The sequence below is a fragment of the Paenibacillus sp. Root444D2 genome (assembly GCF_001426375.1).
GTDB lineage: Bacteria > Bacillota > Bacilli > Paenibacillales > NBRC-103111 > Paenibacillus_E.
The window spans coordinates 57,316-74,326 of the sequence record NZ_LMEO01000001.1; the positions used below are offsets into that span (position 1 = coordinate 57,316).

Consider the following 17,011-nt stretch of genomic DNA (forward strand, 5'->3'; position numbering starts at 1 on the left):
GCAGGCGATCACACCGGCTGCAGCCCTTTCGGCCCCGTGTTCTTTACTTGTTGTTTATTCTTCTTTTACTTAATGCCTTTTTCATCGTAGTATGCCGTTGCTTGCTTTTTCACATAATCAAGAACTTTATCGATGCCAGCTGATTTCAATTTATCCTGGTAAGTCTTGATGGCCTGGTCCACATTCGGTACCAATCCCATCATGAGCGGCTTGCCGTATTGGTCGATGACTTGATTTACAGCAGCGTATTCTGTCTTCACTGCATCGTAGTCCATGGATATCGGCGAGAAAATGTCCGGCTTGCTCATCTTGGAGAATTCTTCGTTCAGCTTATCCAGACCGTCCCAACCGCCGACGCCTGCTTTCATCAGCGGCTTGTTTCTCCAACCCCAATCCGCGATACCGTAGCCTTGGACCTTCGCAGCATCTTGGCTTTTGGAAGGAGTAACAATATTTTTACCGTCGTTAACTAAATCATAATGGTATCCCTCAAGGCCATATGTGATCAGGTTATAATACTTCGCATCGGTTCTGATCTTCTCTAGTACCATGAGCGAACGTTCCGGGTTGGCTGCGCTCTTCGGAATCGCCATACCGTTGGCAATACCCATTGTCGGCATTGCGAAACCTTGCATACGTGTGTATGGGAAGTATCCGATCTCCATCTTCGGATCTTTCTTCTGTACGTCTGTGATGAATCCGGCTGCACCCGGAGGGTTGCGCCAGTAAACGGCACCTGTGCCCGTTTTGATCAGGTCGCCAGCTTCTTGCTTGGAGGAAAGTGTGTTCTTTGACCAGTAGCCTTTGTCCGCCCATTCCTTCATTTTCTTAACCCAAGCCTCATATTCAGGTGTGAATGGGTAAGCAACAATATCTCTTGGGCTGTTGTAGTTTTTAGCTACGACAACTCCACTTTCGCCACCGATCGTCTGGTACCCGTTAACTGCTGAGAATAAAGTGCTGATTTCGTTCCATGCACTTCCGTTGATGGGGATAACGTTTTGTTTATTTTTCTTGACGCCATCCAAATACGCCTCGATGGAAGCAAGGTCTTTGATTTCTGGAAGGTTCAACTCTTTTCTCCAGTCCTCACGGTACACGATACCGTTCGGCGTGTATTCCGGGTTCGTATTGGGAACCGCAAATATTTTGCCGCCGATGGTGACGTCACTCCAATCCTGCGCCGATACTTGCTTTTGAACCTGAGGCGCGTACTTTGGAAGCAAAGCGGTCAGATCCGTGAATGCACCCTGCTTAGCATACTTGAAGTATCCTGCCCAAGACGAGGCAAAGATCATATCGATTTTCTCACCAGCTGTCAGCAGCAAGTTGTACTTTGTTTGCCAATCGTTCCAAGTGGTGAAGTTCAATTTAACGGTTGCGTTCAGATCCTTCTTCAGCATTTTGTTAAATTCGTCCATAACCTTAGGTGTATCCTTATTGGCATCACCTACCAAATACCATACGAGCTCAATCGATTTTGAAATGTCCGGTCCTGTCACTGCAGGCGCTGCGCTTTGGCTTCCTTCTGTCTTCGCAGGTGCAGTTGCTTCAGGCTTTGTTCCGGTACTGCTGCTGCAACCCGATAAAGCGGTAGCAGCCAGCATGACGCCTGCTAGAATAGTTCCGATCTTTCTTTTCATTTATGACTCCTCCTTAATAGTAGAAAACAATATCTATGTTAGCCGTGAAACCGGTTCTAACCCTTGACTGCACCTATCGTCAGTCCTTTGACGAAGTACTTTTGCACAAATGGATACAGAAGCACAATCGGCCCTGTAACGACAACGGCAACAGCCATCTTAAGTGTCTCGGCAGGAGCTTTGAAATTGACGGCAGCCAAATTCGCAGCAATGTCCGTACGCAGTACGGCGGCATTCGCTAAAATCTTGTACAAGAAGAACTGCAGCGGAAACTTGCTTTCCGTCGTGATGAAAATATTGGCGGTAAACCAATCGTTCCAATAGCCAAGAGCAAGGAACAGTCCGATCGTAGCTAGCCCTGGCGTTGATAAGGGAAGGATCAGGCGGCTATAGATCGTAAAATCGTTTGCGCCGTCGATTCGAGCTGATTCAACGATAGAGTCAGGAATCGATTTCATAAAGTTCTTCATAAGAATGATATTCCAGGCACTAATGAGTGCGGGAATCAGCATAGCCAAGTAGCTGTCTTTCCAATCCAGATATTTAACGATGAGAATGTACCATGGGATCAAGCCCCCACTGAACAGCGTCGTAAAGTACATGAAGAATGCGACCGTGTTACGGTATTTGAAGTCTTTACGGGCAAGCACGTATCCCGCCATGGACGTGAGGAACAAGCCTGCGCAAGTTCCAATGACGGTAAGGCAAATTGTCACCCAATACGCACGGAAAATTTGCTCGGGGTTGTTGAAGACCGCCTTGTACGCATCGATTGAAAGATCGTTCGGCCAAAGCTTAAACCCTTCCCCGATGATTTCATTTTCCGACGTAAACGAACCCGAAATAATTAACCAGAACGGCAGCAGGCAAAGTATGGTCAAGAACGCTACCGTTCCATAAGCGATGATCATAAAAGCCATCGTCGCCGAGTCTTTTTTGCGTCTCACGGTAGTCCCTCCTAAGAGTTTTGGTTAAGCAAATCTGGCTTCCTAAGCATTTGCTTAGAACAATGCGTAATCTTCGCGGACTTTTTTCACAATAAAGTTGACAGTCATCACTAGCAGGAAGCCGAAGAACGATTGGTACAAACCTGCAGCCGATCCCATTCCAATGTCAAAATTGACTGCCAATGCCCGATACACATACGTATCGATAATGTCCGTCGCATCATACAGCATGCCGTTGTTGCCGATGATCTGATAAAACAGGTCAAACTGCCCCTTGAGAATGCCGCCGAGGCTGAAAATGACGAGCAAAATAAAGGTTGGTGTCAAAAGCGGAATCGTAATGTGACGAATTTGTTGAAAAATATGTGCTCCGTCGATTTCCGCTGCTTCGTAGTACTCATCGCTAATGCTCATGATGGCGGCTAAGTAAATGACCGTTCCGTACCCGAGCCCTTTCCAGACATTGAAAAAGACAATGATGTACTTCCACGGTTCCGTATTCAAATAGAAGTCATACGGCTGTGCCCCTAGTTGTTTCAACAATGTGTTGATGACGCCTGTATCGGAGTTGAACAAGTTGAAAACGAAAGCGCCTACAAGAACCCACGAAATGAAAAACGGCAAAAACATAATGGATTGCGTTGCTTTCTTAAAATATTTGTTGGCAATCTGGCTTAAGAAGATCGCACAGACCAACTGCAGGAAGTTACCGATAAAAATAAAAGCCAAATTGTACACGACCGTATTTTTCGTCAAGTTCCATAGCGTACCTGATTGATACAAAAACTTAAAGTTCATCATACCGATGAATTCGCTTCCAAATATCCCGCCGTCGAAGCTGAACTTCGTGAAGGCCAGATAAATTCCCACCATTGGAATATAGCTGAATACAATGAAAAAAAGGATCGCAGGAGCTACCATCAGAAACATGATTTTGTTCCTGGACACTTCCGCCCAGAAGCCTTTTAAAGCTGTCATCGCTTACTCACCTCCGAACTCTTGGATTGTGTTTGTTGTTTGCAAGGCCAATCTTAGGCCTTCTGCCAAGGCTGGAGCAACTATAAATATGCGATCATTATCATTTTTCACTTCATTACGAAGAGCTTTTCTCCGCATCAGATCACTTTTCCCGATGCGTTGAGCAATCAACTGATCTCTCGGACCCCTTCGTCCTGCAATCGACCGTTTTTACGGAAGTCAGCTGGGGTTACACCATTGATTTTTTTAAACGCTTTGTAGAAATACGGACTGTTTGAGAAGCCTGACTTTTCCGCAATATCCCCTATGGGAAGCTCTGTTGTATGCAATAATGTTCTCGCTTTGTCCATTCTTACTTCAATGATGTAATTCAGAATTGTGTTAAGCGTATGTTTCTTGAATAACCGGCCGATATAGGTTGCAGACAAACCCATTTCTTCGGCTAAGGAGTCCAGAGAGAGCTCTTGAAGCATGTATTTCTTCTGCACAATGGCAATGATTTTACCCACCACTTCGTCGTTTCTTGAATTCTTCTTATCTTCCAGGCTTGCGGATACGCGCTCGAATACATCGAAGAACGGGCGGAACATGTCCTCGACTAGCTCCGCATCGTTTAGACCGGAAAGCAGCGCATTGATACTCAAATCCCAGGAGATATCATTATTCTTTTGAATCGTGGAAACTGCGTTATTCACAGCAAAAGCCAAGTGCGACACAGCCAAATGATACGACATATAGGAATAACCAGCCGTTTCTTCGACGATCTCGCGGAATATGCGCGACGCTTCGGCAATTCGACCCAGCATCAGCTCTTCGATCAGCAACTTTTCCTTGGAGATCGGGTACACATAGGATTTGGCCTTCAGTGACTCGATCTGCTCCGCGTAAATCAGACACTCATGTCCAAAGAAAAGCCGATGGAATAAGGCTTCCGTCGCCTGAGTGTATAAGCGGCTGATGCTTCTAGCATCATCGCCTGTCGTACTCACCGCAATGGATACAGATACTTTTATGTAATCAGCCACGAAGGATTGAATTTGACGCCATAAACTCTCTGGCAGGACAGAATGACTATCCAAAGCGGGTTCCTCTATATTAAGCAGAATCGCAATACGGTCATCTCCCATATCTACGGCAAAAGAAGGACAGTAGGCATTCAATAACTCTTGAGAGATGTTCATAACCCCAATCTTGAGCAGGCTCCTGTCGCCGACGCTGTATCTCTCCACTAGCTCCCGATAACCGTCAATCTTCAGCACTGACACGGCAAAATGCTTCTTGGCGTTCAAACGAATTTCATACAATCTGAACTTCTCATCCAGACAATGAGGATTACTGCTGCCCGATCCTAGAAGCAGATTGCGAACCAGATCTTGCCGCAGCGCCATGAAATGATTTCTTCGTTCCGTCTCAAGCGTTGTCAGCTTCACTAACTTGCGGTTTACATTCAAGGACAATTTTCGTGAAATCAGGTAGGAAGTCAGAAGTCCAAGAAGTAGAATAGCGACTGCTATTGCGATCGTATATAGCCTCATATGATTAATACCGCTCGTAATGGCGCTGTAAGGTGCAATTCTAATATAGCGCCAGCCCAGAACATCGGGAGCCGTATAAGTCACTAAGGATTTAACCCCATCCACATCGGAGACGAAATATCCTTCAGATTCACCGCTTCCGAGTATTACTTGGATGTACGGTTTGTTGGTAAGGTCCGTCAGCATAGCATTCTTCCAGCTGTTCGTGACGAGGAAACCGCGATTGTCGATGATGAACGTGTTTTTGTCCGAAGTGGCGATCATACCGTCGATATTTTTGTGCATTTGCGTTTCGGATATATTAACGATAATGACGTTCTTTTCATCTTTATGAGAAAGAGTGTCGTACAACAGGAAAGTATAACAATCCCTTTCCTTCTCTTGGTTGTTCAACATAAGGCTCTCAAACGGAATTTTACGCGGGATTGGCATCAGCGTCTTGTAATCCGAAATATGTTTAACCATTTCTACGGCTGTCGAATCATAAAACTCATTCGATTTCCAAACCGAATTGGCACTGATCTCGGCGCTTGTATAAAACGTATCCGTTTGGTAGTTATAAATGTAGATAGAATCGATAAAAAGGGATGTAGCTCGATAAGAGTTCAGTTGAGCCATCGCTATACTTGTATCGAGAGGATCACCCGACGAGAAGTAAAGCAACTTGGAAACATTCATGTCGTTATATATTTGTTTAGCAAACGTGTTGGCGTTAACCGCCATGATGGAAGCTTCTTGACTTGTTTGTGCTAGATTATTCAATGTGGATTTGTACGTCTGTTTAAGGGAAATATCTTCGAAATAAACATGTAGAATTCCCGACAGCATGACAATCGTTAAAGCGATGGTCAACGTAAAGGACCGAAAAATGGAAGCGGAGAATTTTACGTTGGAATTGGACGTTTTTATTTTCAACATCGTCACCTCGTTCATTGAAATCGATTTCATTTAATTATAAACTAGCATGAAACCGTATTCAATTTGTTTTTACGTTTGTATTTTCATCTCAACATCTGTTTTCAAACCACAGTCATGTTTTATATGATAGATTACATGCATTCTTATTGAAATCGATTTCAAACTAACTTATACTTGGTGTACAGATCACACAATTTGTTTAATATGGATAGAAGGTTGATACTTATGGATATGAAATTCAAACTTGTCGACGTCGCCACCAGAGCAGGAGTTGCTCCCGCTACGGTTTCACGCGTTCTCAATGACAGCAGTAAAGTTACGCCTAAAACAAGAGCAAGAGTCATGAAAATCATTAATGAGCTCGGTTACCAACCCAATGCCGCTGCAAAAAATCTTCGTTCGCAAAAAACAATGACAATAGGAGTCATCGTTCCTGATATCAGTAACTCCTATTTTTCCGAAATCATTAAGGGTATTGAGAACATCGCTTATTCCAAGAAGTATAAAGTGGTGATTTGTGATACCGAAAATAATGAAGAAAAAGAATTAGAATTCTTGAATTTGTTAACCACGCGTACCATCGACGGAGTCATTATGGTTGCACCCATGCTTTCAAACGAAGTTATCTTGCAAATTGCAGATAATGGGTATGCCATTGGCATTGTAGGAAAGCAGATTGATCATGACCGAATCCCCTGCATTGTAACCGATAATGTGAAATTTTCGATGAAGGTTATAGCCCATCTAGTGGAACTTGGCCATCAAGAAATTGCATTTATTAACGGTTCTGCCCATGCTGTCGACAGTTATGATCGTTTAGAAGGTTATTTGAAAGCATTAAGAGAGCATCACATTCCGTTTCGTCCTGAATTAATTGAAAACGGCAACTTTAATGAAAATGGCGGTTATGAAGCTATTCAGCGACTTTTTGCTAAGAAGATCCCCTTTACTGCTGTCTATTCAGCAAATGACGAAATGGCGCTTGGCGTATATCGGGCATGCTCGGAACTTGGTATTCAAATCCCGATGCAGCTAGCGGTTGTCGGTGTAGATAATAATCGAATCAGTAAATATATCACCCCTCCGTTAAGTACTGTGAATCAGCCGAAATACACCATGGGTGCTCTTCTCGTCGAGAAATTAATCGACATGATGAATGAGAACGAATTTGCGGAGAAACGTGTTTTTAAAGTGGATTCTGAATTGCTGATCCGCGACTCCTCCGACTATGATAAAAATGGGCAGGAATGATCCCCTGCCCACTTTTTTTGCCTATTATTAAGGTGCGGCGGTTATAACAAATGATTCCCAGGCTCCTCCAACTGAGCTTCTATTGGCCACCAGTGTGCCAGATTCTACATTCAGATCGGCACATACAAATAAATTATTCGCCATGGCTTGGAACGCTAATGTTCCATCTGGATTCATTACCTTCTTAAACTTCTCCCAACCTGCAATGCCTTGTGATCTAGCAATCAATCTGCCGCCTTGGTTGAGATCCGCTGTTACGTATTTATTATTCGCCATGGATAGGAACGATACCGTGCCGTCAGCATTATTCACCAGAATGAATTTCTCCCAACCACCCACCGTTGTGCGGTTCGGTATAAGCGGATTGGCGCCAGCGTTTTCAGCTGTTACGTATTTGCTGTTTGCTACTGCCTTTATACTGGACGTCCCAGCAAGATTCGAATAAGATTTGAAGATATTCTGTAAGGCTGTGTTTGCTTGGAAATTACTCGTCGAAAATTTGGTTAGTTTAGAGGATATTGTGGATGCACTGTCATTATTGATATCCGGGAATGCATTGCTATTGTTTTGATAAAGGCCCCAGTTCCCGCCACCTGTTACTTTGTAGGTCCAATTGGTCCACGATACATTAAGCGCGTCTAGCCCTGATAAATATTTTTCCCATAAGTCATTAAAATCCCAGAGTGTGAATTCACCAGCAAACACCGGAATATTCCAATTCTGTTGATGCCAAATGATATCGGTAAACCATTGATTCACACTTGCAGATTGACTATTGTAATCCGTGTTGCTCCAATTGTAGTTATGCACTTCATAGACAACATTCGTCCAACCATAGGTTGATGGCGATACGATGTTGTTCCAGTAGCCAAAGGCTTCCACATAAATCATGTGATCAGGATCAATCGCACGCACTGCCTTGTAGAGCCTGTCATACATTTGACTAATGGAAAGGTTGCTATTATTACTTACCGGTTCGTTCAAAAGATCGTAACCGGCGATGGTCGGATTGCCTTTATAGTGGGTTGCCAGACGCTCCCAAATCTGCACGGTCCAAGCCTGGTAGGTTGTATTGGTCCAAAGTTCATTTACACCCTCTCGCCCACCGCTCTGCCAACCATCATCATTACCTGGAACACCATGCAGATCGAGCAACACATATATGCCTCGCTGCTGTGCTTGCGTTACCAGCCAATCAAGCTTACGGAACGAAACGGCATCTGATTTCATTGAACCATCCCGATTCATCAAGTTTTCCCAATAAATCGGCACGCGAACGAAGTTCAAGCCCATATTTTTAATGTTATCCAAGTCGCTTGCTTGAATCCACGTATCTTGGTACCCAGCGATTATGTTGTCCGTAGTCGCCACTCCGAATCGATTGGTCAACGTTTGACGCACAGTCCATTCATCTACGCCACCTAGAGGCGACATCCAATTCTCCTCCAGGAGCCAACCGCCGAGATTCGTTCCATGGAGATTAACAACGCTGCCTGACCCATTATTGTTTTTAATGACTGTACCGCTCGTTTTTAGGAAATCACTGGCGCCGATTGCAGCACTGGCAGCGGACGGGATGGCCGTAACAAGCAAGCCGATTGCAAAACAAATAACCAACAGCAGCGATAATACTTTCGTAAATTTCATAGTAATCCTCCTTTGAGTTCAATTCTTGGAAATTGCGCATAGATTCCGCTTGCAAACATCAATGTCGCTTCCTCCTTATCTTTCACTCGATGCTGTGAACATCACCTCCTTCATGAATTCACAAATGACAGCGCTTTCTTTCTAATGAAAAAAAAGAAATGATTCAATCACCTTCTGTGAAATTCTTGGTAGTTCGTTATTCCCTGTTTTCATTTTCCTTCATTCTCTAAAATGAAATCGATTTTATTTTGAAATATACATTGGTTATTCTTTTCTTTGAAAGAAAACTGGTTATTTTTGTTAACCCTATATTTGGATATTATACGAGAAAATGAAATCGATTTCAACGAAATATTTCAACACGATTTTCTTAATCTTTCGAGGATAAAAAAAGCATCCGGCCTTCAACAATGGCCGGATGCTTTTGCAGCTATAAAACGTTATTGTTCTTTACTTCGTTGACCAAAGCTCGATCAAAGCGTTAGCGTCAGCCGCGAGGATAGTCTTTACTGTTTCGGAGACATTATCCGCCATCGAAATGTTGTTCAAATGCTTCAGGAAATCCTGCATATGTTTGGCCGCTTTGTCATTGTCGCCTTTGCCCAATTCATGCAGCGCCAGATCCAGGCTGTTGCGCAATTGGTTAACCAACGGTCCCTTCAATTCACCAGCTTTGGCATAGAGGTCAATCAAGTTGGACATTCCTTCTGGGGTAGCTATAATGGTAAATCGAACAGATGCATCCGTCTTATTGTCGGCCTGATCGGCTATGACGATATTCAGGGTATGGAGGCCAGGCTTGCCGGCCAAATCAATAGAAGCGCCGCTATCCAAACGCTTCCCGTCCAGGCTGAGCTCCTGGCTCGCTATGCCGGACAGTACATCGTTTGCGTTCAAAAGAAGCGCAATCGGACGGTCGTCGGAGAATACAGTGCCTTCCGCAAGCGGTTCCCCGTTTGCCGTCAGTACAAATACTGGCTTCGTTTTGTCAATCTGGACACTTAGCTCCTTCGTTTCCTCGATGTTGCCCGCAGCGTCAACTGAGTGGAACTGCAGCCGATACACGCCGTCGTTCTTGAGAGCGATTGACCCGGCATAGGTTTGCCATTCAGCGTTATCCCCCAGCTTGTATTCCGTTTTCGCTAAAGCGGAGAGATCGTCATGTGCCGTCAGTACGACGGACCCATCCGTGTTCAACCAGCCGTTCCTCAGCGCCGGTTCGATCTGTGCTTCCGTCTTAGGAGCAGTCACATCTTGCGGATCTACTACTAAGGCCGGTGCCGATATCATAAACTTGCGGGAATTCGGGTCTGTTCCCTTTGATCGTACAGCGACTTTGGATACATCGGTTATGCCGCTTGGTAAAGTATAGCTTGTTGCGCCTGCGGGTAAGTCAACAAGTACCACTGCGCCATTATAAACTGTGTAACCTTCGCTTAAATCATCAGTGTCCCACTTCACCATTTTAGCTGACCCGTTTGCTTCAATTGTAAGATTCTGTGGAGGTGTTGGCGCATTAAACACTTGAACCTGTGTAAGACGTGGAGGACCCGTTAGATCCGTTCCGGAATTACTGCCGGATGCGTTCTCTACCGTTATCTTGATATATCTGGAATGATAGGTCTTACCAAGGTTTATTGGATAGGAACCATCTTCCGAATCAGTACCTCCATTATTGCTGCCTGTTGTATACGTATAACCTTGGGCAGACTGCCTATCTACTTGTTTAAACGTCATTGCATCAAATTCAGCAGCCGATGTATGGTTTCCAATATCATCAGATACATAAACGGTTGCACCTTTTAATCTGGTAGATTTTGCAAATAGTCTTAATTGGCTAAAATCCATTGCCTGGCCAAGGTCAATGACGAAACTGCCTTTTCTCTCTCCGTCGGTACCCAGCCATGAGTAATTCCCGATTTGATTCAGACTGGTGACGTTGGTAACATTCCATTTTGTAGGGTCTTCCAATACACCGTTTGTCAGTTTGTTTGCATTTCCGTATTCGTTAGTCATAGCAGATTGTATCTGAATCGGGTTAGCCCCTTCTGCCCTGCCTACGTTATACGCTTTTTTATTAAGGGCAAGGTTTACAGAAGACAAACCTGTTGCCACCTTGCTTATGGTGATATCGGCAAGTTGAAGCGAAGCGTCATAGGCAGAGTTGGTTCCGTTAGCGGAGCTGCGGTAAATGCCCCATTTGGGACGCAAATATTGATCAAATGCAGCTGGATACTCCGTCTCGAAACCGCCGACTCTTTCTGGTCTTCTCCATATATCTTTCGTACCGTCGCTTGCACCTTTGTTTGTAAACACTTGATAAACATCCGGGCTATCATATGTGTATACCTTACCAGTGACCCTATCCGTTATCTTAATTGTGAACCAGCCGCTATCCGAAATAAGAGCGTTAAGCTCAACCTTAATCCAGTGGCCATCGATTTCTTTCAACGGAATTCGCATCATGGTCTTATCGCCGTCATATCGGTTATGATTCACGACCAGATCCCTGCTGTTCGTTCCCGAAATCGACATCGCGAGGATATAGGCGCCGTTTTCACCGCCGTTGTTTCCACCCGGTAAAGTATCAGGTGCTTGGCGATTCACAGCCTTCAATTGGAAGATATGTCGGAAGTTTGACTGATTCCACTGGTTGCCGTCCGGAATATTCCAGAGCCATTCATAGGAAACCAAGTCGCCGTCATAGGCTACAAAATCGCCGCTTGAATCTTCACTGGGGCGAATTTCAATTCGCTGCCTGTCCGTAATCGCCGCACCATCAACCACATAGCCTAAATTCCGGTCAAAAACACCTTTGTGGCCATACTCGCCGTCGCGAACCTTATCCAAGAATTCATTATTCAAACCTCTGCCGTTGGCAAGGACCTTGAATACATTTTTTTGCAAGGTACTGTCCCAAATGCTCTGAATATGGTCGTCGGCTGCAGTCGCCTTAGACTGATCTCCATAAAATTCGTGGTAACCGTCTCTTATTCTTTTGGTCACGCCTTCTACCGGTTCGTCTGTCCCCATGGCGCCGCCTAAAATGTTATAAGGAGATATGCCATCAATTGCATTCATTTTGATCGTTTTGTCATTCGAGCCATACCCACGAGCTATTATGTCCAATGCAAATATGGATGGGTTGCCGCTGTTGAAATGAAAGGTAAATTCATTCGTGCCGAGTGGCAGTTTGGCCAAGTATGGAAGTGTGAAAGTAACCGTGCTGCCAGCTAACAAGTAATCGATATTCGGACGAAGCGTAATCTCGCCTTTGGTAATACTCGTTAGTGTCTGTCCACTAGCAAGGCTTATATTGGTAGATTTAGGTGCAACCTGATCCCATGTGCTGTAGGTATCCTTAGCCGGTACCAGCGCAGTTGGGTTAGATACCGAATCTTTGCCGTATATAGCCAAGCCGGATATACCCATCATCGAACTGGTATCATTCGCTCGTTTATCACTGGGACCAACAAGCACCGTGTTGATCATCACATACCGGGCTGTAAACGGATACAAGAATGTCTTGGTATCATAGCCCCATTGTTGCCCGTTGTAAGTAACATAAGACCATAAGCCTTCCGTTTCCGTCCCGCCGGCCAGCGTCCAGCCGTTTGCCTTCCAATTATAATTGTTCGCGGTGTCGGAGGCCGTGGGAGCACTTGCCCAAGAATTGGGGTCATTTGTGTAATAAACCTCAAATCGTGTCGCATTGCTTTGGATATTTGCAATTGTGTTGGGAATTTCAAGATAAAGCTTATCAATCGTTTTGGGAGCGCCTAAGTCGAGGGTTAATGCTAGAAGAGATGGCGAATAGTTACTCCTATAGACATTTGAGCTTGAATTCCGCCAGTAACCGCTGCCTCCCGATCGCAAAGCGTCTACTCCCGGATGATCAGCAGCTTCTGAACTTACTTTGAGATTCACGCCAGCTTGTGGTGTAAAACGAGATGGAGCCAAGAGATTGACTGAACCAGTTGCTGAGGGGTTATAAACAGCATCCGTTACTGAAGAGTTGAGTTGGTTGCTATCTGGCGTATTGGCATGAACCGTTGCTGCTGGAAGAACGGACAAGTTAATAAACGAAAATGCAAGTGCAAATGAAAGAACTGAACTTACTATCTTCTTTTGAACTTGTTGCTTAAACATCTTAAAGCCTCCTTATTTTCGTAAAATTAACTGACGAGCTTCGGCTCGCCGAGAGCTCGCTGAAAGCGCGATTTCCGCGCCTATTAAAAAACGATTCTGCATACAACAGATAAAATCAGAATTAACTTCTTCTCATTATGAACCCCTTCTTTCCTCATTTTTGCGAGAATGTTATACGCTTTCAATTACCATCATAATGAATCGCCGAGATTTCTGTATTAGTTAATTTATGATACACATGGAATTTTTTACGATTTTACATAACCACAAGCGATCATCGCGCTTATGCCGTCTTCTCCCCCGTTTCCTTGTAGTCCTCTTTTCACGAGAAAGGCATTGACCTCATCGGGTATAAAACCTTCGATGGGACAAGAGTCATTTCCGATCATTGCCGCGGCGTTCATCATGTTCTATATGGATCCGTTATTTCCAGAGTGACAATTTATATATTTTTCGTCTATTAAGTGTTAAATGTTTTTATTCATTTCAATGTTATGTATAATAAGAAGGAGAGTTTGCAGAAGGGAAAAGAATGAATATGCCCATTGAGAACCAGCAAGATAAATCACGTAATAAGTTGCTAAAAAAATTAATTACTTCCGTCACGAAAGACGGCTTTCAGAACTTGAAGATGGACGACATTGCCAAATACATGGATGTAAGCAGAGCCACTATGTATAAGCACTTTTCTTCAAAAGAAGAAGTCATCGAAGGCGTTGTGCGAATTTTTGTAGATTATATAGAGAAGCAAGAAGAACGGAATTCGGATGATGACGAGGAATCGTTCGGGGTCTGGTTTCAACAGTTGTTTGAGCAATCGGTATCTCTTGTAGGAAAGATTACAGATGTATTTTTAAAGGATCTTCAAGCAGCTTATCCGGATTTATACGATGATCTGAAAAGTACTTTGAACAGACGCGAACAGATGACCCTTAAATTCTATCAGGATGGAAAAAACAAAGGTATTTTCAATAACGTCAATGAAAAGTTTATTTTGCTTCAGGACGATATTTTGCTTCGAGAAATTATAAATATTAAGTATTTGCTTTATAACCAAATGTCCATTCAACAAGTTCTTTATGATTATTATCATTTCAAAAAAGTTCAATTATTCAAAGCGGACAAGATGTCAATTGTCGACGACTCAAGAATTCAACCCGTTATTGATCATATTGTTGAAAAATTTAATCGGACATTGTAATTGGAAAAGGGATCAGTTTTTGTCTTGAACTTTTGACAAATAACTTGATCCCTTTTAAGTTGTTGGCTTATTTCTACATTTTCCAATTAAGCACGCATTCTCTTAAAATAGCAACAGCCATTTGAGAAATAGCCCCTCCTATATCAACAGAAACTTTAGTTATAACGGTTGTTTCGTTTGAAATGTAAGGATGTTGTCTGTTAACATTTTCCATGGGTATAAACGGAAGGAGGTAATTGGAACTGAATATCATATTGCAATAAAAATACAGTCAACATAACGGAGGAAATAACAGTGCTAAAAATCGCAATCATAATTGGCAGCACGCGTCCTGGACGCAGAGGTGAAGCAGTCGCTCGATGGGTTCACGAAATCGCACAAAAACGCAGTGACGCTGAATACGAAATCGTGGATATTGCTGACTTCAATTTACCGTTATATGACGAACCAAAGCCGCCTATGTTGGCTCAATATACGAAGCCGCATACGGTGGCTTGGTCGAAAGCAATCCATTCGTATGATGGCTTTGTTTTCGTAACGCCCGAGTATAATCATGCCGTCTCTGGAGCGCTCAAAAACGCCATTGATTTTCTTTTCAATGAATGGAAAGATAAGGCGGCAGGCATCGTCAGTTATGGCGGTGGCACAGGCGGAGCTCGTGCGGCAGAAAACCTGAGACTCATCTTAGGTGAGCTGCATGTGGCTGACGTACGTGCTCAGGTCACCCTTTCGCTCTTTACGGATTTTGAAAACTACAGCGTTGTGAAGCCCGCACCTCATCAGGAAGCAGCCGCCAACATGCTATTCGATCAAGTCGTCGCCTGGAGCGGTGCTTTAAAGACGTTGCGTTAACACTCCAACTAACCGAATACAAGTAAGCAAGCTGGATAGGGTTCGCCCAATCCAGCTTATTTGTTGTTAAATCTCTATTCCGAGTTACGATTACACTCACACTCTTCGATCTCAGCCTAATTTAAATAAGATACTGACTGTTCCCAACTTCCCTTCTCCACTGCCTTTTATTACTTTGAAGTAACTATATGACCTCAAAGTGCGTACTTTTCATTCAACACTCCAAGGTGCACAATGATGTTGAAACCATCACGGAGTAGGAGAGGATATTTTATGAATACAAAAGAAGCCACACCACGCAAAATCGCTCTTGTTGTCGGAGCTAACGGTGTTATTGGTAGAAATCTTATCGACTATTTGGAGCAGCTTCACGACTGGGATATCATTGGTGTATCACGGCGGGGCGGGATGTCCAACAACCGAGTCCGATATATAGCCGTCGATCTACTTAATGAAAATGATATCCGTGAGAAACTTGGAAGTCTAACGGAAGTTACCCATATCTTCTATGCGGCTTATCAAGACCGTCCTACCTGGGCCGAATTGGTCCCCCCAAACTTAGCCATGCTTGTTAACATCGTTAATGCGATCGAGCCAATCTCTCCATACCTCCAGCATATCAGTCTCATGCAGGGCTACAAAGTATATGGCGCGCACCTCGGTCCCTTCAAGACTCCAGCTCGTGAAACAGATGCCTATCACATGCCGCCTGAGTTTAATGTTGACCAACAGCAATTCCTTGAAAATCGGCAAAAAGGTAGCAGCTGGACCTGGTCGGCGCTTCGCCCTTCCGTTGTTTGCGGATATGCATTAGGCAATCCAATGAACCTAGCGATGGTTATCGCAATCTATGCTTCCATGTCGAAGGAGCTCGGGTTGCCGCTCCGTTTTCCCGGTAAGCAGGGAGCCTACAACAGCCTGCTGGAGATGACCGACGCGGGATTGTTGGCCAAGGCCACCGTCTGGGCAGCGACAGATGAACGTTGCGCGAATCAGGCGTTCAACATCACGAACGGAGATCTCTTCCGGTGGAACGAGCTTTGGCCTAAGATTGCTGCGTATTTCGGCCTAGAGACAGCACCTCCGCTGCAGATGTCCTTGGATGTAGTCATGGCCGACAAGGAGCCGCTATGGAACGCCATGGTGAAGAAGCACGGGTTGGTGGATAACAGCTACAGTGACGTATCCTCCTGGCGGTTCGGTGACTTTGTGTTTTCTTGGTGTTACGACTTCTTTGCTGACGGTACGAAAGCGCGTCGTTTCGGCTTTCACGAGTTTATTGATACAGAAGCAATGTTCCTTGAAATCTTCGAGGATTTACGTCAACGCAAGGTTATTCCATAACTTCACATAAGAAACCGGCCTCTGAAATTCAGAGACCGGTTTCTGTCTTACCACTGATCATGATTCATTCAAGCGTACTGTATTTTCCAAGATCTTGACCTTATCACCATACACACGGTCAACATGCCTATCTCCCCATCTGCACATGATATGAAGAAGTTCCTTCAAACTCCAGCCATACTCTGTGAGCTCATACTCGACTTTTGGCGGTATCTGGTTATATGAGATCCGGGTAACAACCCCGTCCTCCTCCAATTCTCGCAGCTGCTGGGTTAGTACTTTTTGTGTAACCGTTGGCATTAAGCTCATCAGCTCACCGTTGCGTTTCGTACCGAATGTGAGATGGAATAAAATGACTGGCTTCCACTTGCCTCCGATCACTTCGAGCGTTACTTCCACTGCCGTATTATATGTCTTCCCTGGTTCCAGCATAGGATTTGCCTCGCCTCCCTGCCTTTTACGATAACGTCTTAAGCTCGCGGGCGCAAGCCCTACCTATATTAATATTCGCTTTAAAGCCTTCGTTGCTCCTCTTACTCTTACTAA

Annotated in this window: 13 protein-coding genes; 4 read left to right on the top strand and 9 right to left on the bottom strand. The window is 44.3% G+C overall.

Features of this window, described 5'->3' with window-relative positions; all coding sequences use genetic code 11:
• Positions 1-65 precede the first annotated feature (65 nt).
• From ASD40_RS00265 to ASD40_RS00280, 5 genes are all read right to left on the bottom strand, one after another.
• Positions 66-1,643, bottom strand: coding sequence for an extracellular solute-binding protein (locus ASD40_RS00265; protein WP_057301363.1), 1,578 nt, complete (start codon positions 1,641-1,643; stop codon positions 66-68).
• Positions 1,644-1,699: 56 nt separating this feature from the next.
• Positions 1,700-2,563 (bottom strand): carbohydrate ABC transporter permease, encoded by an 864-nt coding sequence (locus ASD40_RS00270; protein WP_442952622.1) that lies wholly within the window; start codon positions 2,561-2,563, stop codon positions 1,700-1,702.
• 81 nt (positions 2,564-2,644) lie between these two features.
• Entirely contained in the window at positions 2,645-3,568 is a 924-nt protein-coding gene (locus tag ASD40_RS00275) for an ABC transporter permease (protein ID WP_057301365.1), read from the bottom strand.
• A 3-nt stretch (positions 3,569-3,571) separates the two neighbouring features.
• Positions 3,572-3,739, bottom strand: a complete 168-nt coding sequence (locus ASD40_RS36925) for a hypothetical protein (protein ID WP_156389842.1) — start codon at positions 3,737-3,739, stop codon at positions 3,572-3,574.
• Positions 3,736-6,021 (bottom strand): helix-turn-helix domain-containing protein, encoded by a 2,286-nt coding sequence (locus ASD40_RS00280; protein ID WP_057301366.1) that lies wholly within the window; start codon positions 6,019-6,021, stop codon positions 3,736-3,738. The genes ASD40_RS36925 and ASD40_RS00280 overlap by 4 nt, the downstream gene beginning before the upstream one ends.
• Before the next feature lie 231 nt (positions 6,022-6,252).
• On the opposite strand from ASD40_RS00280, the gene ASD40_RS00285 reads away from it, so the two are divergent.
• A complete protein-coding gene (locus tag ASD40_RS00285; protein ID WP_057301668.1) occupies positions 6,253-7,272 on the top strand; it encodes a LacI family DNA-binding transcriptional regulator in 1,020 nt (339 codons plus the stop codon).
• A gap of 27 nt (positions 7,273-7,299) precedes the next feature.
• On the opposite strand, the gene ASD40_RS00290 is transcribed toward ASD40_RS00285, so the two are convergent.
• The 3 genes from ASD40_RS00290 to ASD40_RS36930 form a co-directional block, all read right to left on the bottom strand.
• Positions 7,300-8,919 (bottom strand): cellulase family glycosylhydrolase, encoded by a 1,620-nt coding sequence (locus ASD40_RS00290; protein ID WP_057301367.1) that lies wholly within the window; start codon positions 8,917-8,919, stop codon positions 7,300-7,302.
• 450 nt (positions 8,920-9,369) lie between these two features.
• Positions 9,370-13,068: an FIMAH domain-containing protein gene (locus tag ASD40_RS00295; protein WP_057301368.1), complete on the bottom strand. Its 3,699-nt coding sequence runs from the start codon at positions 13,066-13,068 to the stop codon at positions 9,370-9,372.
• A 248-nt stretch (positions 13,069-13,316) separates the two neighbouring features.
• Positions 13,317-13,475 carry a hypothetical protein gene (locus ASD40_RS36930; RefSeq protein WP_156389843.1) on the bottom strand — a complete coding sequence of 53 codons (159 nt, stop codon included), beginning with the start codon at positions 13,473-13,475 and terminating at the stop codon, positions 13,317-13,319.
• A 125-nt stretch (positions 13,476-13,600) separates the two neighbouring features.
• Here ASD40_RS36930 and ASD40_RS00300 point away from each other — a divergent pair, with 125 nt between their 5' ends.
• From ASD40_RS00300 to ASD40_RS00310, 3 genes are all read left to right on the top strand, one after another.
• Positions 13,601-14,269, top strand: coding sequence for a TetR/AcrR family transcriptional regulator (locus tag ASD40_RS00300; RefSeq protein WP_063860298.1), 669 nt, complete (start codon positions 13,601-13,603; stop codon positions 14,267-14,269).
• A gap of 294 nt (positions 14,270-14,563) precedes the next feature.
• A complete protein-coding gene (locus tag ASD40_RS00305; protein ID WP_057301369.1) occupies positions 14,564-15,121 on the top strand; it encodes an NADPH-dependent FMN reductase in 558 nt (185 codons plus the stop codon).
• Between the two features lie 273 nt (positions 15,122-15,394).
• The gene (locus ASD40_RS00310; RefSeq protein ID WP_057301370.1) at positions 15,395-16,465 is read left to right on the top strand and encodes an SDR family oxidoreductase; all 1,071 of its coding nucleotides are present in this window, start codon (positions 15,395-15,397) and stop codon (positions 16,463-16,465) included.
• A gap of 57 nt (positions 16,466-16,522) precedes the next feature.
• On the opposite strand, the gene ASD40_RS00315 is transcribed toward ASD40_RS00310, so the two are convergent.
• On the bottom strand, positions 16,523-16,897 hold the full coding sequence (locus tag ASD40_RS00315; protein ID WP_057301371.1) for a winged helix-turn-helix transcriptional regulator: 375 nt from the start codon (positions 16,895-16,897) through the stop codon (positions 16,523-16,525).
• Between the last annotated feature and the right edge of the window lie 114 nt (positions 16,898-17,011).